The organism is Kribbella sp. NPDC104740 (assembly GCF_055583505.1).
This window is the reverse complement of sequence record NZ_JBVJNV010000001.1, coordinates 465,220-483,894: the sequence shown is the minus strand read 5'-3', so window position 1 is coordinate 483,894 and position 18,675 is coordinate 465,220. Positions and strand designations below refer to the sequence as shown.

20 protein-coding genes are annotated in these 18,675 nt (G+C 70.6%); 16 read left to right on the top strand and 4 right to left on the bottom strand.

What is annotated here, in order from left to right; all coding sequences use genetic code 11:
* Nucleotides 1-36: 36 nt before the first annotated feature.
* The gene (locus tag ACZ6Z4_RS02230; protein WP_465557246.1) at nucleotides 37-696 is read left to right on the top strand and encodes a GNAT family N-acetyltransferase; all 660 of its coding nucleotides are present in this window, start codon (nucleotides 37-39) and stop codon (nucleotides 694-696) included.
* On the opposite strand, the gene ACZ6Z4_RS02225 is transcribed toward ACZ6Z4_RS02230, so the two are convergent.
* The gene (locus tag ACZ6Z4_RS02225; RefSeq protein WP_465557244.1) at nucleotides 683-1,228 is read right to left on the bottom strand and encodes a CGNR zinc finger domain-containing protein; all 546 of its coding nucleotides are present in this window, start codon (nucleotides 1,226-1,228) and stop codon (nucleotides 683-685) included. The genes ACZ6Z4_RS02230 and ACZ6Z4_RS02225 overlap by 14 nt on opposite strands.
* Nucleotides 1,229-1,412: 184 nt before the next feature.
* On the opposite strand from ACZ6Z4_RS02225, the gene alr reads away from it, so the two are divergent.
* From alr to ACZ6Z4_RS02210, 3 genes are read left to right on the top strand one after another with little or no spacing between them, the layout of a single operon-like run.
* Nucleotides 1,413-2,537, top strand: coding sequence for an alanine racemase (alr, locus tag ACZ6Z4_RS02220; RefSeq protein WP_465557242.1), 1,125 nt, complete (start codon nucleotides 1,413-1,415; stop codon nucleotides 2,535-2,537).
* The gene (locus ACZ6Z4_RS02215; protein ID WP_465557240.1) at nucleotides 2,534-3,508 is read left to right on the top strand and encodes a D-alanine--D-alanine ligase family protein; all 975 of its coding nucleotides are present in this window, start codon (nucleotides 2,534-2,536) and stop codon (nucleotides 3,506-3,508) included. The genes alr and ACZ6Z4_RS02215 overlap by 4 nt, the downstream gene beginning before the upstream one ends.
* Nucleotides 3,489-4,124 carry a M15 family metallopeptidase gene (locus ACZ6Z4_RS02210; protein ID WP_465557238.1) on the top strand — a complete coding sequence of 212 codons (636 nt, stop codon included), beginning with the start codon at nucleotides 3,489-3,491 and terminating at the stop codon, nucleotides 4,122-4,124. The genes ACZ6Z4_RS02215 and ACZ6Z4_RS02210 overlap by 20 nt, the downstream gene beginning before the upstream one ends.
* Here the strand turns inward: ACZ6Z4_RS02210 and ACZ6Z4_RS02205 are convergent.
* Entirely contained in the window at nucleotides 4,082-4,963 is an 882-nt protein-coding gene (locus tag ACZ6Z4_RS02205) for an alpha/beta hydrolase (protein ID WP_465557236.1), read from the bottom strand. The genes ACZ6Z4_RS02210 and ACZ6Z4_RS02205 overlap by 43 nt on opposite strands.
* A 91-nt stretch (nucleotides 4,964-5,054) precedes the next feature.
* On the opposite strand from ACZ6Z4_RS02205, the gene ACZ6Z4_RS02200 reads away from it, so the two are divergent.
* From ACZ6Z4_RS02200 to ACZ6Z4_RS02170, 7 genes are all read left to right on the top strand, one after another.
* Nucleotides 5,055-5,960, top strand: a complete 906-nt coding sequence (locus tag ACZ6Z4_RS02200) for a GntR family transcriptional regulator (RefSeq protein ID WP_465557234.1) — start codon at nucleotides 5,055-5,057, stop codon at nucleotides 5,958-5,960.
* 119 nt (nucleotides 5,961-6,079) lie between these two features.
* Complete coding sequence (locus ACZ6Z4_RS02195; RefSeq protein ID WP_465557232.1) at nucleotides 6,080-6,574, top strand: NADH-quinone oxidoreductase subunit NuoE family protein; 495 nt, start codon at nucleotides 6,080-6,082, stop codon at nucleotides 6,572-6,574.
* Complete coding sequence (locus tag ACZ6Z4_RS02190) at nucleotides 6,571-8,130, top strand: formate dehydrogenase beta subunit (RefSeq protein ID WP_465557229.1); 1,560 nt, start codon at nucleotides 6,571-6,573, stop codon at nucleotides 8,128-8,130. The genes ACZ6Z4_RS02195 and ACZ6Z4_RS02190 overlap by 4 nt, the downstream gene beginning before the upstream one ends.
* Nucleotides 8,127-10,937, top strand: a complete 2,811-nt coding sequence (gene fdhF / locus ACZ6Z4_RS02185) for a formate dehydrogenase subunit alpha (protein ID WP_465557227.1) — start codon at nucleotides 8,127-8,129, stop codon at nucleotides 10,935-10,937. Before ACZ6Z4_RS02190 ends, fdhF begins: the two co-directional genes overlap by 4 nt.
* Entirely contained in the window at nucleotides 10,937-11,158 is a 222-nt protein-coding gene (locus tag ACZ6Z4_RS02180; RefSeq protein ID WP_363667686.1) for a formate dehydrogenase subunit delta, read from the top strand. The genes fdhF and ACZ6Z4_RS02180 overlap by 1 nt, the downstream gene beginning before the upstream one ends.
* Nucleotides 11,158-12,354: a molybdopterin molybdotransferase MoeA gene (locus ACZ6Z4_RS02175; RefSeq protein WP_465557225.1), complete on the top strand. Its 1,197-nt coding sequence runs from the start codon at nucleotides 11,158-11,160 to the stop codon at nucleotides 12,352-12,354. Before ACZ6Z4_RS02180 ends, ACZ6Z4_RS02175 begins: the two co-directional genes overlap by 1 nt.
* Before the next feature lie 43 nt (nucleotides 12,355-12,397).
* On the top strand, nucleotides 12,398-12,838 hold the full coding sequence (locus ACZ6Z4_RS02170) for a MerR family transcriptional regulator (RefSeq protein ID WP_465557223.1): 441 nt from the start codon (nucleotides 12,398-12,400) through the stop codon (nucleotides 12,836-12,838).
* On the opposite strand, the gene ACZ6Z4_RS02165 is transcribed toward ACZ6Z4_RS02170, so the two are convergent.
* Entirely contained in the window at nucleotides 12,794-13,831 is a 1,038-nt protein-coding gene (locus ACZ6Z4_RS02165) for an aminotransferase class V-fold PLP-dependent enzyme (protein WP_465557221.1), read from the bottom strand. The two genes, ACZ6Z4_RS02170 and ACZ6Z4_RS02165, sit on opposite strands and share 45 nt — an antisense overlap.
* A gap of 126 nt (nucleotides 13,832-13,957) precedes the next feature.
* Here ACZ6Z4_RS02165 and ACZ6Z4_RS02160 point away from each other — a divergent pair, with 126 nt between their 5' ends.
* Entirely contained in the window at nucleotides 13,958-15,007 is a 1,050-nt protein-coding gene (locus ACZ6Z4_RS02160) for an aldo/keto reductase (protein ID WP_465557219.1), read from the top strand.
* On the opposite strand, the gene ACZ6Z4_RS02155 is transcribed toward ACZ6Z4_RS02160, so the two are convergent.
* Complete coding sequence (locus tag ACZ6Z4_RS02155) at nucleotides 15,008-15,436, bottom strand: MarR family winged helix-turn-helix transcriptional regulator (protein ID WP_465557217.1); 429 nt, start codon at nucleotides 15,434-15,436, stop codon at nucleotides 15,008-15,010.
* Nucleotides 15,437-15,497: 61 nt separating this feature from the next.
* Here ACZ6Z4_RS02155 and ACZ6Z4_RS02150 point away from each other — a divergent pair, with 61 nt between their 5' ends.
* The 4 genes from ACZ6Z4_RS02150 (at nucleotide 15,498) to ACZ6Z4_RS02135 (ending at nucleotide 18,671) form a co-directional block, all read left to right on the top strand.
* On the top strand, nucleotides 15,498-15,893 hold the full coding sequence (locus tag ACZ6Z4_RS02150) for a VOC family protein (protein WP_465557215.1): 396 nt from the start codon (nucleotides 15,498-15,500) through the stop codon (nucleotides 15,891-15,893).
* Nucleotides 15,894-15,984: 91 nt separating this feature from the next.
* Nucleotides 15,985-16,188 carry a hypothetical protein gene (locus tag ACZ6Z4_RS02145; RefSeq protein ID WP_465557213.1) on the top strand — a complete coding sequence of 68 codons (204 nt, stop codon included), beginning with the start codon at nucleotides 15,985-15,987 and terminating at the stop codon, nucleotides 16,186-16,188.
* A gap of 102 nt (nucleotides 16,189-16,290) precedes the next feature.
* Complete coding sequence (locus ACZ6Z4_RS02140; protein ID WP_465557211.1) at nucleotides 16,291-17,286, top strand: LacI family DNA-binding transcriptional regulator; 996 nt, start codon at nucleotides 16,291-16,293, stop codon at nucleotides 17,284-17,286.
* A gap of 104 nt (nucleotides 17,287-17,390) precedes the next feature.
* The gene (locus ACZ6Z4_RS02135) at nucleotides 17,391-18,671 is read left to right on the top strand and encodes an extracellular solute-binding protein (RefSeq protein ID WP_465557209.1); all 1,281 of its coding nucleotides are present in this window, start codon (nucleotides 17,391-17,393) and stop codon (nucleotides 18,669-18,671) included.
* Nucleotides 18,672-18,675 lie beyond the last annotated feature (4 nt).

The window sequence follows — 18,675 nt, the reverse complement described above, 5'->3', positions numbered from 1 at the left end:
TGTCGTAACTACCTATCTCGTGATAGACAGTTACCCATGGATGATCTGCTCCGCCGCTGGCAGTACGGCTGGGGTCTGTGCCGCGGCCTCGAACCCGCCGCCGACCGCAGCACCGCGCTCGACGTCACCCTCAACCTCCCGCACCGCGATCGCGAGTTCTTCGTCCACCCCGACGCCGACCCGGCGCCGTGGATCGACGCGGCCCGCACCGCCGCCCGCCCGACCTGGCTGACCGTCACCACCAACACACCCGACGAAGCCGAGACCGAGCTGACCAACAGCGGCCTCCAGCTCCTGCCGGAGCGACGCCTCCTGATGACCATCGACCTCAGCGCACACCCCGCGCCGGCCCATCGACACACAGTGCTGAGATCCACCGAAGGACCGCTCGAACGCGTCCGGATCCCCGGTTGGCAAGAAGACGCCGCGTCCGGCGATCGAGACGAAACGCCCACGGAGGCCGCCCGGGGCATGGCAGCCATCACCAACCGAGACGCCGTCCTGCACGACATCCACACCGACCCGGCGTACCGCCGCCAGGGTCTCGGCAGCATCGTGATGGGCGCACTCGCCGCACGAGCACGAGAACGAGGCGCGACCACCGGCCTGCTGATGGCGACCGTCGACGGCGCCGCCCTCTACCGCCGGCTCGGATGGGTGCCCCAGGCAACCATGTTGACGGCTACGGCCGCCTAGCCCGGTGCGCGGCGACCTTCGTCCGGTTCTGGCAGGCCGTCGAGCAGTACCGCTGCGTCCGGCTGCGCGTGCTGTCCAGGAACAGGTTGTCGCACCGCTCCGCCTCACACGAACGCAGCCGCGACGCGTCGTTCCCGATCACCCGGGCCACCGCCGTCGCGAACTCGGCGAGCCAGCCGATCGCAACCGACACACCGGTTCCGGCGAAGTGCAGATGCCACGGCTGGTTCCCTTCGCGGACCAGTCGCGGTGTCGCCATCGTCCGTTCGAGCATCGCGTTCACACCATCGGCCGCCGCGTCCACGTCGTCGTCGACGAGCAGCCGCAGTACGCCGTACAGCTCGCGCCCACCCTCAGCGAAGGTCGGCAGATCGATCTCGGGCACCCGCCGCGTCGTCAGCCGCAACGAAGCCACGACTCCGGCTTCGTCGCCCTCCGCCCGCACGCGCCCCTGCGCGAACTCACCGCCGAACACGTTCGCCAGCGCCACGGCGGCGAGGAACGAGTCGCTCAGATGGTCGGTGTCCGGCACCGGACAACCCTAGCGGCCCGGATCAACGACCAATGACCGATGACACCGCCCGGATCGTGGCCGCACTCGTCCTAAGGGACGGTTGCGCGGGGCCCGGCATGCTACCAGGGTCGTAGCCGGGGCACCGGAAACCTCCGACCTCGATCGGATGTGCACCTCGTTGCTGAATACAACAATGGTCGGCATGAACCTGGTGCAGAGTCCACCGCGGGCCGTCTTCGGCCTGGCGGAGGCCGCGATCGACCTCGGCGCGGTCCGGGCGAATGTTCGCCACTACCAGCGACAGCTCCAGCCCGGCACGGCGATCATGGCGGTGGTGAAGGCGAACGGTTTCGGCCACGGCGCGGTCCAGATCGCCAAGGCCGCGGTCGATGCGGGCGCGACCTGGCTCGGTGTCGCCCGCGCCGACGAGGCGCTGGAGCTGCGCGCCGCCGGCCTGACCGTCCCGATCCTCGCCTGGCTGTACGACGCGACCGAGCTGATGTGGCTGTCCGACGTCGACGTCAGTGTGGCAACGGTTTCCGAGCTGCAACAGGTGGTCTCGGCGCCGAGCGTGCATCACGTTCACCTCAAACTCGACACCGGTCTGCACCGTGGTGGCAGTACGCCGGACCAGTGGATCGAGCTGACCCGCGCGGCCGCGCACTACGAGGCGCTCGGCGCGATCAAGGTCCGCGGCATCTGGTCGCACCTGTCCCACGGCGACGACCCCGCCGCGACGCACAGCCGGCGGCAGCTCGAGCTGCTGCGGGCGGGCGTCGTACTGGCCCGCAGGGCGGGTCTCGACCCGTCGGTCATCCACCTGGCCAACTCGGCCGGCGCGCTCACGCTCGACGCCCCGGACTGCAACCTGGTCCGGATCGGCGCCGGTCTGTACGGCATCGACGAGCTGGACGCCGGGCTGCGGCCCGCGATGCAGCTGGTCACCAAAGTCGCGCAGGTCCGCCGGATCCGTGCCGGTGAAGGCGTTTCGTACAACCACGACCACATCACGCCGACCGACACCACGATCGTGCTCGTCCCGCTCGGGTACGCCGACGGCATCCCGCGCTCGGCCGCGGCCGGTGCGAGTGTGCTGATCCGCGGTGTCCGGATGCCGGTCCGCGGCCGGATCGCGATGGACCAGTTCATGGTCGACGCCGGTGACATCCCGGTCGAGCCGGGCGAACCGGTGGTGGTCTTCGGCCCCGGCGACCAGGGCGAGCCGACGGCCGCCGACTGGGCGCAGTGGGCCGGCACCATCCCGCACGAGATCTACACCGGCCTCGGGTCCCGGGTGCCGCGTCGCTACAAGGAGGCAACCCGGTGAAGGTCGCAGTGATCATGGGCGGCGTCAGCCCCGAGCACGAGGTGTCGCTGGCCAGCGGCAGCGGCATCGCCGCCGCGGCCACCGAGCTCGGCCACTCGGTCGTCCAGCTGGTGATCGAGCGCGACGGCAGCTGGCGCGACGGTCAGCACGAGGCGATCGAGCTGCTGCAGGACTGCGACGTCGCCGTACCGGCCCTGCACGGGCAGGGCGGTGAGGACGGTGTCATCCAGGGCTTCCTCGACCAGCTCCGCGTCCCGTACGTCGGCAGCGGCGTCGCCGCCAGCGCGGTCGGGCTCGCGAAGCCGATGACGAAGGCGGTGCTGCGCGCGTACGGTCTGCCGGTCACGCCCGGGATCACCTTGCACGGCGCCGATCTGCAGGACCCCGAGGCCGCGCACCAGCAGCTGAAGGAGGCCGGCATCGAGTTCCCGGTCTTCGTGAAGCCGGGCAACGGCGGTTCGAGCTACGGCGTGACGCGGGTGACCGACGCGGCCGCGCTGGCCGAGGCGATCGCGCTGGCCGCCGGGCTGGACGGCCAGGTGCTGGTCGAGCAGGAGATGCGGGGCCGCGAGATCGACCTCGCGGTGATGGAGTTCCCCGACGGCCGGGTCGACGCCGGGCCGGCGCTGGAGATCCACAGCACCCCGGAGCAGCCGTTCTTCAACACCACCGCCAAGTACTCCGAGGGCGCGGGCGAGCAGTTCGCCGTACCGGCTCCGCTGGACGCCGACCTGGCCGCGACGCTTCGGCGTACGGCGATGGAGGTGTTCGAGACGCTCGGCTGCGCGGGCCTGGCCCGGGTCGACTTCTTCGTGCCGGCCGACGGCCGGCCGGTGGTCAACGAGATCAACACCTTCCCCGGTTTCACGCCCGCGTCGCAGTTCCCGCTGATGTGGGCCGCCGCCGGGATGTCGTACGCCGATGTCGTGCAGAACCTGCTGGAGACCGCGCGTGCCCGTGCTGCTGAGTGACCAACGGATCACCCGGATCCCGGCGATCGAGAGCGGCGAACCTCTGGTCGACCTGTACGGCCGGGGCGTGCTCGCCCGCGACCGACAGTTCGTCCGGGACGGTCTCGCCGACCGGCTGGCGATCGCGGACAGCTTCCTGCCGACGGGCATCCGCCTGTACGTCGTCGAGGGGCTGCGCGAGCTGAAGCTGCAGCAGGAGATCTACGACGGCTACCGCGCCGAGCTGACCGAGCTGCACCCGGGCATCTCCGACGCCGACGTGCACGTCCTGGCCAGCCGCTTCGTCTCGCCGGTCGAGGTCGCGCCGCACGTCGCGGGCGCCGCGGTCGACCTGACGCTGGTCGGCGAGCACGGGCCGTTCGACCTGGGCACGCCGATCGACGCGACGCCCGAGCAGTCCGACGGCGCGTGCTTCTTCGACGCGGCCAACATCAGCCGGGAGGCCCGGAACAATCGGGCGCTGCTGGCCGACGTACTGACTGCGGCGGGTCTGGTGAACTACCCGACCGAGTGGTGGCACTGGTCCTTCGGCGACCGCTACTGGGCGTATGCCGAGAAGCAGGCGCACGCGATCTACGGGCCGGTCGAGCGCCCGGTGCTCTCCACGCACTGCTGAGCCAGGCCGGCCAGGATCTCCACCAGGTCCGGCCGGTCGAACGGGCCGACGTGCGGCGCGTCGATGCTGCGCACGTCGGTCGGGTTGTCCGGGGTGAGCCGGTCGGCCTCGGCGATGAAGCGGTCCTGCAGCGCGGGCGGGATCAGCCGATCCTGGGTGAACCGCACGTAGGTCCTGGGAATCCGCCCCCAGGTCTCGGCCTGCCCGCGCGCCTCGGCGAGCGGAATGCTCGCCGCCTCGTCGGGTTCGAGCAAGTTCAGCAGGCGGCTGACCCCCTCGTCGGTGAAGTCGCCGGCCAGGCACCGCTTGACCGCGTCGAACACCGCCGGGTCCGCGGACCGCCAGTTCACCCGCGTCGCCCCCAGCACCGCGGGATCGGCGACGATCGCCGCCTGGATCAACGGCAGCAGGCTCTCCGCGTTCTCCGGCGTCTCCAGGTAACTCACCATGTTCGGCAGCTCCACACAGCAGTACGCCGCCAGGTACACGACCCGATCGAGCAGCTCCGGGATCTCGTTCCCGACCCGACTCAGGGTCACGCCGCCCTGACTGGCCCCCGCCAGGATCACCGGCCCGGCCACCCGCCGTACGGTCTCGACGACGCGCGCGACGTTGTCCTCCACGGTCACCTTCGCCAACGGCGACGGCTCGACAGCCAGCGCCTCCAGGTCCTGCGGCGCCTGGTAGGCGCGCGGATAGAACGCCTCGTCGCCGTGCCCGGGCAGATCCACCCCGACGCTCCGCACGCCGCGCAAGGTCAGCTCCCGCACCAGCCCCGCGCACCAGTACGACGACGAATTGGTGCCGTGGACAACGATCACAGTTGGTTGGTTCGGCATGCGTACACCGTATTGAGCCAGCCTCCGCAGCCCCAGAGACCACGAAAAACACCACCACATAGTGTTTCGGTGGACTAGTACACTTCACTGAATGACCGAGCCTCCGTACCAGCGGATCGTGGCCGGGCTGCGGGCGGCGATCCTCGCCGGGGAGCTCCGGCCCGGGCAGCGGGTGCCGTCGGTGCGGCAGATCGCTCGCGAGTACGGCGTGGCGGCGGCGACCGCGAGCCGGGTGCTCGCGACGTTGCGGGCCGACGGGCTGGTGGAGTCGAAGGTCGGGTCCGGGTCGGTCGTGCGCGCGGCGGCGCCGCGCGTTCGGCGTACGGGTGTGGGGCTGAACCGGAAGCGGGTTCTGCGGGCCGCCGTCGCGATCGCGGATCGGGAAGGGCTCGACGCCGTCTCGATGCGCCGGCTGGCGAGCGAGCTGGAGGTCGGCCCGATGTCGCTGTACCGGCATGTGGCCGGCCGGGACGAGCTGACGACGCAGATGGCCGACGAGGTGTTCGGTGAGATCGAGCTGCCGACGCCGGGCCCCGACGGCTGGCGGGCGAAGCTCGAACTGCTCGCCAACGAGCAGTGGGCGCTGTGTCACCGGCATCTGTGGCTGCCGCGCGCAGTGTCGTTCACCCGCCCGCTGCTGGCGCCGAACATGATGGCGCAGACCGAGTGGACGCTCGCCGCGCTCGACGGATTGAACCTGTCGATGACGACGAGGATGCGAGAAGCGCTGACGCTGCACGCGCTCGTGGTCTCGTCCGCACTCGCGCGAGCGGACGAGGTCGAGGCCGAGCAGGAGACCGGCGTGACCCTCGAGCTCTGGGCGCTGGACCAGCGCGAGCGCGCCGGCGCGCTGCTCACCAGTGGGCGGTTTCCCTTGCTGGCCAGGGTTTCCGGTGAGACCGTGGCCGATCTGGACGGATTGTTCGCCTACAGCCTGGCCCGGCACCTGGACGGATTCGCTGCCCTGCTTGAGGATCCCTTGCGTTCCGGCGATTAAGGGCATCATACTGTGCTCTAAATACCGGCCCCTGCATACTGGATATTGATAGTAGCTGCCTATCACGTGATAGGCAGCATTGCTTTGACCCCAGCCGTCCGGGCAGGGACCGTGGTTGCATGACGATGCCTGTCACGGATTCCGCCCCTGTGCCCGGTGCCGGGCGCCCCCAACGCGTCCGCGAGATCGCGACCGAACGTCGCCGAATGCGCGGTGCCCTGATGCCGATCCTGCATGCCGTGCAGGAGGAGTTCGGCTGGGTCAGCCAGACCGACGTACCGGTGATCGCCGACGTGCTGAACCTGTCGGTGGCCGAGGTCCACGGCGTCGTCACCTTCTACCGCGACTTCCGGCGCGAGCCGGGCGGCCGCACCACCGTGCGGATCTGCCAGGCCGAGGCCTGCCGGTCCGTCGGTGGCGTCGAACTCGCCGACCACGCCAAGCGCAGCACCGGCCTCGGCTTCGGCGAGACGACGTACGACGGCCGCCTGACCGTCGACGAGGTGTTCTGCCTCGGCAACTGCGCGCTCGGCCCGGCCGTCCAGGTCGGCGACAAGGTCCACGGCCGGGTCACCCCGGCCCGGCTCGACGCGATCCTGGGAGAGGCCCGATGACCACCAAGGTGTTCGTGCCGCGCGACATGGCGGCCAAGTCGGTCGGCGCCGACGAGGTCGCCGAGCGGGTGCTGGCCGCGGCCCGCGCCGCCGGGACCGAGGTCGAGCTGGTCCGCAACGGCTCCCGCGGCATGCTCTGGCTGGAGCCGATGATCGAGGTCGAGACCGCCGAGGGCCGCGTCGGCTACGGCCCGGTCTCCCCCGAGGACGTCGACGGCCTGGTCGCCGCGGGCATGCTCGAAGGCGGCGCGCTGGCCGCGGCCGGTGACGACCCGACCGCGGGCCCGTACCTGGGTCTGGTCGAGGACCTGCCGTGGATGAAGCGGCAGCAGCGCCTCACCTTCCAGCGCGTCGGTCTCGTCGACCCGCGCTCGGTCGACGACTACACCGCCAACGACGGGTTCGCCGGGCTCAAGAAGGCGCTCACCATGACACCGGCCGAGGTGGTCGAGGAGGTCGTCGACTCCGGCCTGCGCGGCCGCGGCGGCGCCGGCTTCCCGACCGGGATCAAGTGGCGCACGGTGCTCGGCGCCGAGTCCGACCTGAAGTTCGTCTGCTGCAACGCCGACGAGGGCGACTCCGGCACCTTCGCCGACCGGATGCTGATCGAGGGCGACCCGTTCGTGCTGATCGAGGGCATGACGATCGCGGCGTACGCCGTAGGTGCGACCGAGGGCTACGTCTACCTGCGCTCGGAGTACCCGGACGCCGTCGAGGCGCTGAACGCCGCGATCGTGACGTGCCGCGACAACGGCTGGCTCGGCGAGAACATCCTCGGCTCGGGTCTCACCTTCGACCTGCAGGTCCGAGTCGGCGCCGGCGCCTACATCTGCGGTGAAGAAACGAGCATGCTGGAGAGCCTCGAGGGTAAGCGCGGGATGGTCCGGGCCAAGCCCCCGATCCCTGCCCTGGAAGGGCTGTTCGGCAAGCCGACCGTGGTGAACAACGTGCTGTCGCTGGCCACCGTCCCGACGATCCTGGCCAACGGCGCCGCGGCGTACGCGGCGTACGGTGTCGGGCGGTCGCTCGGCACGAGCGTCTTCCAGCTCGGCGGCAACATCGCCCGCGGCGGTGTCGTCGAGACGGCGTTCGGCATCACCCTCGGCGAGCTCGTCAACGACCTCGGCGGCGGCAGCGCCTCCGGCCGGCCGGTCCGCGCGGTCCAGGTCGGTGGGCCGCTGGGGGCCTACCTCCCGGTCAGCCAGTTCGACCTGCCGATGGACTACGAGGCGTTCGCCGCGGCCGGCGCGATGGTCGGCCACGGCGGGATCGTCGTCTTCGACGAGTCCGTCGACATGGCCGCGATGGCCCGCTTCGCGTTCGAGTTCTGCGCGGAGGAGTCGTGCGGCAAGTGCACCCCGTGCCGGGTCGGCGCGGTCCGCGGTGTCGAGACCATCGACCGGATCGTGGCCGGCCAGGACCGGCGCAAGAACCTCGTCCTGCTGGACGACCTGTGTGACCTGATGACCGACGGTTCGCTCTGTGCGATGGGCGGACTCACCCCGCTGCCGGTACGCAGTGCTGTCCGCCACTTCGGAGAGGACTTCGACGCATGACCCTGCTCAAGGAACCCGACTTCGGCACTCCCGCTCGAAAGGGCGAAGCGACGGTCGAGCTGACCGTCGACGGGATCGCCGTCACCGTCCCACCCGGTACGTCGGTGATGCGCGCGGCCAAGCAGGCCGGCGTCGACATCCCGAAACTCTGCGCCACCGACAACCTGGAGGCGTTCGGCTCCTGCCGGCTGTGCGTCGTCGAGATCGACGGCGCCCGCGGTACGCCGGCCTCCTGCACCACGCCGGTCGGCCCGGGCATGGTGGTCCGGACCCAGAACGAGAAGCTCGGCAAGCTGCGCCGCGGCGTGATGGAGCTGTACATCTCCGACCACCCGCTGGACTGCCTGACCTGCTCGGCCAACGGCGACTGCGAGCTGCAGGACATGGCCGGTGTCACCGGTCTGCGCGAGGTCCGGTACGGCTCCGGCGTGGACGCCGGCGCGAACCACATGGACCTGGAGACCGACCACTCCAACCCGTACTTCGACTTCGAGGCGTCCAAGTGCATCGCCTGCTCGCGCTGCGTCCGCGCCTGTGACGAGGTGCAGGGCACGATCGCGCTGACCATCGAGGGCCGCGGTTTCGACTCCAAGGTCGCCGCCGGTGCCGGTGTCTCGTTCATGGACTCCGACTGCGTCTCCTGCGGCGCCTGCGTGCAGGCCTGCCCGACCGCGACGCTGCAGGAGAAGTCGGTCGTCGAGCTCGGCATGCCGACCCGCTCGGTGATCACCACCTGCGCGTACTGCGGGGTCGGCTGCTCGTTCAAGGCCGAGCTGCGCGGCGACGAACTGGTCCGGATGGTCCCGTACAAGGACGGTGGCGCCAACGAGGGCCACTCCTGCGTGAAGGGCCGGTTCGCCTTCGGGTACGCCGACCACCCGGACCGCGTGCTCGAGCCGATGATCCGCGACTCGATCGAGGAGGAGTGGCGGACCGTCTCCTGGGAGGAGGCGATCGGGTTCACCGCGCGCCGGCTGCGCGAGATCCAGGCCGAGCACGGCCAGGGCTCGATCGGCGGCATCACCTCGTCGCGGACCACCAACGAAGAGGTGTACGTCGTCCAGAAGATGGTCCGCGCGGTCTTCGGCAACAACAACGTCGACACCTGCGCGCGGGTCTGCCACTCGCCCACGGGCTACGGCCTGAAGCAGACGTTCGGCGAGTCGGCCGGGACCCAGGACTTCAAGTCCGTCGACGACGCCGACGTGATCCTGGTGATCGGCGCCAACCCGACCGACGCGCACCCGGTGTTCGGGTCGCGGATGAAGAAGCGGCTGCGCCAGGGCGCGAAGCTGATCGTCATCGACCCCCGGCGGACGGACCTGGTCCGCTCGCCGCACATCGAGGCCGAGTACCACCTGTCGCTGCAGCCCGGCACGAACGTCGCCGTGGTGAACGCGATCGGGCACGTGATCGTCACCGAGGGCCTGGTCGACCGGGCCTTCGTCGACGCCCGCTGCGAGGGCTTCGAGGACTGGGAGACCTTCATCGCCGGCCCGGAGCACAGCCCGGAGGCGGTCGAGGGACTGACCGGCGTACCGGCGGCCGACATCCGCGCGGCGGCTCGCCTCTACGCGACCGGCGGCAACGGCGCGATCTACTACGGTCTCGGCGTCACCGAGCACAGCCAGGGCTCCACCACCGTGATGGGGATGGCGAACCTGGCGATGGCGACCGGCAACATCGGCCGCTCCGGCGTCGGCGTCAACCCGCTGCGCGGCCAGAACAACGTGCAGGGCTCCTGCGACATGGGCTCCTTCCCGCACGAGCTGCCGGGGTACCGGCACGTGAACGACGACGGTGTCCGCGAGGTCTACGAGCAGCTCTGGGGTACGCCGCTGCTGAACGAGCCCGGCCTGCGGATCCCGAACATGTTCGACTCCGCGATCGACGGCTCCTTCCGGGCGCTGTTCGTGCAGGGCGAGGACATCGCCCAGTCGGACCCGAACACCGCGCACGTGTTCGCGGCGCTCGGCGCGCTCGACCTGCTCGTCGTCCAGGACCTGTTCGTCAACGAGACGGCCAAGTTCGCGCACGTGCTGCTGCCGGGCACGTCGTTCCTGGAGAAGGACGGCACCTTCACCAACGCCGAGCGCCGGATCAACCGGGTCCGCCCGGTGATGGCGCCGCGGACCGGCAAGCAGGAGTGGGAGATCATCTGCGAGATCTCGCAGGCGATGGGCTACCCGATGCACTACGACAACACCGCGCAGATCATGGCCGAGATCGCGATCACCACCCCGACCTTCACCGGTGTCTCCTTCGAGCGCCTGGACGAGGTCGGCTCGATCCAGTGGCCGTGCAACCTCGAGCACCCCGACGGGACGCCGGTGATGCACGAGGAGGAGTTCACCCGCGGCAAGGGCCGGTTCATGGAGACTGTGTACGTGCCCACCACCGAGCGGTCGACCCGCAAGTACCCGCTGATCCTGACCACCGGCCGGATCCTGTCGCAGTACAACGTGGGTGCGCAGACCCGCCGTACGGCGAACGTGGCGTGGCACCCGGAGGACATCCTGGAGCTGCACCCGCACGACGCCGAGGTCCGCGGGATCGAGGACGGCGACACGGTGGCCCTGTCCAGCCGGGTCGGCCGGACCACGCTGCACGCCAAGCTGTCCGAGCGGATGCCGGTCGGGGTCTGTTACACGACCTTCCACCACCCGATCACCGGCGCGAACGTGATCACCACCGACAACTCCGACTGGGCCACCAACTGCCCGGAGTACAAGGTGACCGCGGTCCAGGTCGACCTGGTCGTCGAGCCCTCGACGGTCGAGCGCGAGAAGGTCTCGGTGGGCCACTGATGAGCGCGACCACGCTGCCGCCGCACGTCCGGCTGGCCAACGAGATCGCCCGGCAGTTCGCCCACAAGCCGGCCGAGGTCGCGGCGACCTCGATCGCCAACCACATCAAGGCGGTCTGGGACCCGCGGATGAAGTCGGCCCTGGTCGCGCACCTGGAGGCAGGCGGTGAGGACCTCGACCCGGTCGCGGCCCTGGCTGCCCAGCAACTGAAGGCCGGGTAGTGGCCCGACCCGGTCACCGGCACGCGGCGGCGGCCCTGCCCTGGGACGTCGCCCGCGAGCTGGCCCACGCGGCGGCCGCTGCCCTGGCTCCGCGCTCGCTGCCGCTGTCCGCCGCCGACGGTACGACGCTCGCGACACCGCTGGTGTCGCCGGTCGCCGTACCGCCGGTGGACCGGTCGGCGATGGACGGGTACGCCGTACGCGGTGACGGGCCTTGGCAGGTGGTCGGGACCGTCCTGGTCGCCTCGGAGGTGTCTGCGTCGCTGCTGGACGGCGAGGCTGTCGAGATCGTCACCGGGGCAGCTGTTCCTGCGGGGACCACTGGGGTCGTGCAGGAGGAGCGGGCTGTGCGGGACGGTGATCATCTGCTGGGGCGGGTGGTCGACGGGCAGCACATTCGGCGGGCTGGTGAGGAGTGCGCGGCCGGGGAGGTCTTGCTACCTGCTGGGGTGCGGATCGATCCGGCGGTCCTCGGTTTGGCGGCCGCCGTCGGGCTCGATCGCTTGACGGTGATCCCGAAGCCGCGGGTCGCTGGGCTCGTGACCGGCGACGAGTTGGTCGTCCGTGGAGCCTCCGGCCCTGGTCGCGTCCGCGACGCGATCGGCCCGATGCTCCCCGGCCTGATCGAGCGCGCCGGTGGCGTCTGTACGGCGGTCACGCACCTCCCCGACACCCGCTCGGCGCTCGTCGACGCCCTGGAGAAGACCGAGGCCGACCTCATCCTCGTCTCCGGCTCCTCGGCGTCCGGTCCTGCCGACCACCTCCGCGCCGGCTTGGCCGCTTTGGGTGCCGAACTCGTCATCGACGGCGTGGCCTGCCGCCCCGGGCATCCCCAGGCGCTCGCCCGCTTGGACGACGGTCGCCTGGTCGTCGGTCTCCCCGGCAACCCCTTCGCGGCCCTCACCGCATTCCTCACCCTGGGCGTCGCGGCCCTGCACCGGATGCGCGCCCTGTCGCTCCCGACGTTGCCCGTGGCCCCCATCCCCGGCGGCCTCGCGGGCCACCCCACGAGCACGCGCCTGGTCCCCGTCCGGGTCGCCCCTGAGGGTGCCGTTCCCGTGGGCCACGCCGGCTCAGCCATGCTCCGAGGCGCCGCCGCAGCTGATGCGCTGGCGATCATCGAGCCCGGCCCGACCACAGCAATCGCCGCCCGCCTGCTCTCGCTGGACCCGGGCGCTGCGCCCTGGCCTCTGTGATTCTTCTGCTCGTTCAGCCCCCGAGCGCGGTTACTGTGGCGGGATGGGGCTGAGTATCGGGCAGGTGTCGGAGCGGACCGGGTTGAGCGTTCACGCGCTGCGGTTCTACGAGCGCGAAGGGATCCTGGCCGAAGCTGTGCGGCGGGAGTCCAACGGGCGGCGGATCTACAGCGAGGACGACGTGGACTGGCTGGAGATGTGCATCCGGTTCCGGGCGTCGGGCATGCCGCTGGACACCATTCGCCGCTACACCGACCTCGTCCGCCAGGGTCCCGGGAACGAGGCGGAGCGGCTGGCGCTGCTGCAGGGCCATCAGCGGTACGTCGAGGAGCAGCTCGCGGCGTTGAACGCCTGCCACGAGGTGATCACCCACAAGGTGGAGATCTATCAGCAGCACCTCGGCGCCGGCACCGCCGATTGCCTGTGGACGATGCCCGCGTCAGCTGAGAGCGTCGAGGGCGAGCTGGACGTCCGCCTGGGTTGAGTAGACGTGGAAGGAGGCCCGCAGGCGACCATCCCGTACGGCGGCCCGGATACCGGCCCGCTTGAACGCGTCATCGGCGCCCGGTACGTCGGCGCTCACGATCGCGGAATCCCCCGCCGGCAGCCCGAGGCCGGCGCGGAACTCGTTGGCCAGGGCGAGGTTGTGCGCGTGGATCTTCTCGACGCCGATCTCCTCCAGCAGCTCGAGTGCGGGCGCGGCGCCGACGAAGCAGAACCACGCCGGCGACTGGTCGAACCGGCGCGCTCCCGCGGCGAGGTCCATCGCGGTTCCGTAGTACGAGCCGTGGACGTCGTCGGCGGCGTACCAGTTGGCGTGCAGCGGGCGGCAGCGCTCCTGCAGCTCCGGGGACAGGTAGCCGAACGTCGCGCCGCGCGGCGCCATCAGCCACTTGTAGCTGTGGGCAACCAACGCGTCCACGCCGGTGACGTCGATCGGCAGCCACCCGGCCGCCTGGCTCGCGTCGAGGACCACCAGCGCGCCGATCTTCTTGCTTGCGGCAACAACCGCCGGAAGGTCGAGCACCGACCCGGTCGAGGACTGCACGAGGCTGACGGCAACGACATCGACACCCGGCTGGATCGCCGCGACCAGCTCGCCGGTCGGCGCCGCCACCACCTCGATGCCCCGGTCGGCATGCACCTGCCACGGGAACACGTTCGACGTGAACTCCACCGAGTCCGTCAGCACCTTCGCGCCGTCCGGCAGCGCGGCCGCGATCGGCGCGACGGCCGCCGACACCGTGCTGCCCACGAACACGTCCGCGACCGGCGCTCCGATCAGCCGCGCGAACGACTCGCGCGACCGCGTCGTCGACCCGTCCCACGGCTCCCAGCTGGTCGCGCCGACGTGCCAGTCGGCGAGCGCGGACTGCAGCGCCTCCCAGGCGGGGCGCGGCGGCAGCCCGTACGAGGCGGTGTTCAGCCAGCCCGGCTGCGGCTCCCAGAGATGGGCGAAGTCGGCAACGTCCGTCATTGGTGCTCCCTGCGGGTGGCCCGAGCGGTCGGTGCCAGTCTGCGTCATCGCCGCAAAGCAGGTTGACCTAGAGCGCGGTCTAGCTCCTAGGTTCGTGAGCACACCACCACCTGAGGAGTACGCCGTATGCGATACCGCACTCTTGGCGCGACCGGCATCGAGGTCAGCGTGCACTGCCTGGGCACGATGATGTTCGGCGCGGTCGGCAACCCCGACCACACCGACAGCGCGCGGATCATCCACGCCGCGCTCGACCAGGGCATCAACTTCGTCGACACCGCCGACATGTACTCGTCCGGCGAGTCCGAGGAGATCGTCGGCAAGGCGCTGCAGGGGCGCCGCGACGACGTCGTGCTGGCGACGAAGGTGCACTTCCCGATGGGCGAGGGCCCGAACCGCGGCGGGAACTCGCGGCGCTGGATCACCCACGAGGTCGAGCAGAGCCTGCGCCGGCTCGGCACCGACTGGATCGACCTGTACCAGGTGCACCGGCCGGACCACCGGACCGACGTCGAGGAGACGCTGTCGGTGCTCACCGACCTCGTCCGGGCCGGCAAGATCCGCGCGTTCGGGTGCTCGACCTTCCCGGCGGAGGACGTCGTCGAGGCGTACCACGTGGCCGAGCGGCGCGGGTTCGGGAAGTTCCGGACCGAGCAGCCGCCGTACTCACTGATCGCGCGCGGGATCGAGCGGTCGCTGCTGCCGACGGCGCAGCGGCTGAAAATGGGGGTGCTGACGTGGAGCCCGCTGGCGTCGGGCTTCCTGTCGGGGAAGATCCGGAAGGATCAGCCGGTCGACCTCACCGTCGGGCGGGCGGCGCTGACGCCGTTCCGGTTCGATCCGTCGATCCCGGGGAACGCGGCGAAGTTCGAGGCGCTGGAGCAGCTGATCGAGGTCGCGGAGGGCTTGGGCCGGACGCTGCCGGAGCTGGCGCTGGCGTTCGCGGTGACGCATCCGGCGGTGACGTCGGTGATCACCGGACCCCGCACGATGGAGCACCTCGAGGGCACGCTGAAGGCGGCTGATCTGACGCTCGACGACGCGACGCTGGACCGGATCGACGAGATCGTCCCGCCGGGCACCGATCTGTACGCCGCCGACGGTGTCTGGCGGCCGTTGTCCCTGACGGATCCCGCGCGTCGCCGGCGTCCCGTCGCGGATCGCTCGGCCGGCTGACTACCTGCTCAACCCCGCGTGCACCTTGCCGGCCAGCTTCAGCAGCTGGGCTCGTTCGGTGGCCGTCAGCGGCGACAGCGTGGCGTTCTCCACCTTCTGGACGACGCCACGCGCCGTCGTGAACGTCCGCCGCCCGACCGGCGTCAGGGCGATCCGGTACCGCCGGCGGTCGTCCGGGTCGCGCTCGCGGGAGACCAGCTCGTCGTGCAGCAGCTCGTCCATCAACCGGACCATGTCGCTCGGGTCCAGCCCCAGGCCGCCGGCGAGCGCGCTCTGCGCCGCCGGGCCCTGGTCGGCCAGCTCGGCCAGCGCCGCGAACTGCCACAGCGTGATCCCGGGACGCACCGCGAGCCGCTCCGCGATCTCGCGCCGGCCGGCCACGCCCACCTTGTGCAGCACGAACGTGGTCATCCCCAGCAGCGTCTCCATGGCAGTCCATTGTAGGGTCGAACCAATCGTTGGTACTTCCCCACTAATTTGGAGCGGCCCGATGGACGCGCTGTACCCCCGCCTGCTGGTCGACGACTTCCCCGCGACCGTCGCGTTCTACCGCGGCGTACTCGACGAGCTGTTCGGAATTCAACCAGTGAAGGTGATCCCGGCGGCGGCGTACGCGAACTGGGACCTGCACGGCGAGACCGCACTGGTGCTGTTCGGCCGGGCGGCACTGAGCGCCGCGCTCGGCCTCGACCCGGACGAGCGGCCGTCGACGAGCACGATGCTGGTGCTGAAGGTCGACGACGTCGACACCGCCGCGGCGGTCGTCGAGAAGCACGGCGCGACACCGGTCGCCGTACCGCAGGACCGTCCGCAGTGGGGTCCGAACCTGCGCACCGCGCACCTGCGGGCGCCGGAGGGCACGCTGCTGGAGCTGCAGTCGTACTGAGCTCGATCCTCCCCCGGGACTTTTACGCCGCTCGCTCCGGGGAACCGGTACACGAGAACAGCCGGACAACGGAGAGAAGAAGCTGAGTTCGATGGCACTACCGCAGTCGATCCGGAACGCTGGGGAGCCGTGGACCGTCCAGGACCTGAGCAAGCTGGAGGAACTGGCCGCCGACAACTTTCCACCCTGCGTGATCGGGCTTCGGCTCGGCCGTCCCGAGGACACGATCGTCACGCAGGCCCGGCGGACCGGGATCAAGCTGACACCACTGAACCGCCCGCCGTACGGCGACTGAACAGGCCGATCCCGCGGGTGATGCCGCAACCAGCTCTCGCCGGTCGACTACCGTGGGCGGACCAGCGCCGGCGGACTCGGAGGGCTCCTTGTGGCAGTGACCATGCGTGATGTCGCGCAGCATGCCGGGGTGTCACCGAAGACGGTGTCCAACGTGATGAGCGGGTACCCGTACATCCGCGAGGAGACCCGGCAGCGGGTGCTCGCCTCGATCGACGCGCTCGGCTACCAGCTGAACATCTCGGCCCGGAACCTGAAGTCGGGCAAGACCGGCATCATCGGCCTGGCCGTGCCGGAGCTGAGCCTGCCGTACTTCGCGGAGCTGGCCGACGCGGTGATCACCGCGGCCGAGGAGCACGGGCTGACGGTGATGATCGAGCAGACCGGCGCGATCCGCGAGCGCGAGCTCACCGCGCTGAACCGGCCGCGCGGGCACCTGGTCGACGGGCTGCTGTTCAGCCCGCTCGGGCTCGGCCCGGACGACGTCGAGCACCTGCACATCTCGACACCGATGGTGCTGCTCGGCGAGCGGATCTTCCACGGCCCGGTCGACCACGTGATGATCGACAACGTCGCGGGGACGCGCGCCGCGACCGAGCACCTGCTCGCGCTCGACCGGCGCCGGATCGCGGTCATCGGCACGCATCCCGGCGAGCAGGTCGGCACCGCGGCCATCCGGTACGACGCGTTCGCGGCCGCGCTCGGCGACGCGGGCGTGGAGCCGGTCGAGCAGTTGGCCCGGCCGGCCGGGCCGTGGCACCGCGCGACCGGGGCCGAGGCCATGGAGGCGCTGCTCGCGTCGGGCGTGAAGTTCGACGCCGTGCTCGCGCTGAACGACACCCTCGCGCTCGGGGCACTGCGTGCGCTCGCCAAGCACGGGGTCAGCGTTCCTGACGACGTGGCCGTCGCCGGGTTCGACGACATCGACGAGGCGCGGTACAGCACGCCGAGCCTGACCACGGTCGACCCCGGCCGGGCGCAGATCGCGGCGACCGCGGTGGAGATCCTCGTCGGCCGGATGAACGGCGACGAGACCGAGCACCGCGAGGTGGTCGCGCAGTACGAGCTGCACGTGCGCGAGTCCACTTCCGGCCACTGACCGACGACCTCTTGACGCTGGTCGAGCGCCCGGGCATCATCCTTCTACACCGATGTAGTACACCGATGTAGATGCGTGCTCCACCGCCCTGGGAGGACACGAGGATGACTGTCAGCAGACCTTCCCGACGTACGGTGCTGGCCGGTGCGCTCGGTCTCACCGCAGCTCTCAGCGGGTGCGGCTCGTTCGGCCGCGACGCCCGGGTCCGCGAGTGGAACCTGTTCGGCGGCGGTGACGGCGCGCGGCTGCTGCAGATCCACGACAAGTTCGTTGCCGAGCACAAGGACATCGCGTTCGAGGCGCACACCCTGGCCTGGGGGCCGCCGTTCTACACCAAGCTCGCGATGTCCGCGGCCGGCGGCCGCGCGCCCGAGGTCGCGACGCTGCACCTGTCCCGCCTGAAGGGTTTCAGCCCGAGCACGATGCTCGACCCGATCCCGGTCGACCTGCTCGCCAACGCTGGGATCACCGAGCAGGACTTTCTCCCCGAGACCTGGAAGAAGTGCCACGTCGACGGACAGCTGTACGCCGTACCGCTCGATCAGCACCCGTTCGTCCTCTACTACAACACCGAGATCTGCCAGCAGGCCGGCCTGCTCGGGCCGGACGGCCGGATCAAGACCGTCAAGGGCGTCGACGCCTTCTTCGAGATGCTGAAGGCGGTCAAGGACGTCACCGGCAAGTTCGCCGCCTCGGTCGAGACGACCAACCCGTGGCGGATCTGGTGGACGCTCTACGGCCAGCTCGAGGGCGAGTTCTTCGACGAGTCCGGCCGCGAGCTCGTCCTCGACGACGCCAAGGCGCTCGAAGCCCTGCAGCTGATGGCGAAACTCTCGGCCGACGGTCTCACCCCCAAGTCGTCGGACTACGCGGCGCTGGTCGCGCAGTTCAGCAACGGCGACGCCGGGCTGAGCTTCAACGGCGAGTGGGAGGTCACGACGTACCAGACCGCGAAGCTACCGTTCAGCATGGCGCCGTTCCCGGTCGTGTACGACGTCCCGAAGTTCGCCGGTGACGCGCACACGTTCGTGATGCCGCACCAGGCGTCACGCCGGGCCGAGGACACCGCCGCGACCGTCGAGTACATCGCCTGGATGCTGAAGAACAGCGCGGACTGGGCGGCCGGCGGCCACATCCCGGCGTACCAGCCGGTGGTCGCCGGCCCGGAGTACCTGGAGCTCAAGCCGCAGGCCGAGTACCGCTCGGTCGCGCCGGACGTGCTGTTCGACCCGGACGCGTGGTTCAGCGGCTCGGGCGCGCAGCTGCAGAACGAAGCGGGGGCTGCTTTCGCGGGGGTGTTCTCGGGCCGGACGACGCCACGGCAGGCGCTCGACCAGTTCAAGGCCGCCACCCGGAAGCTGCTCGACACCCCGTCCCCGGTCTGACAGG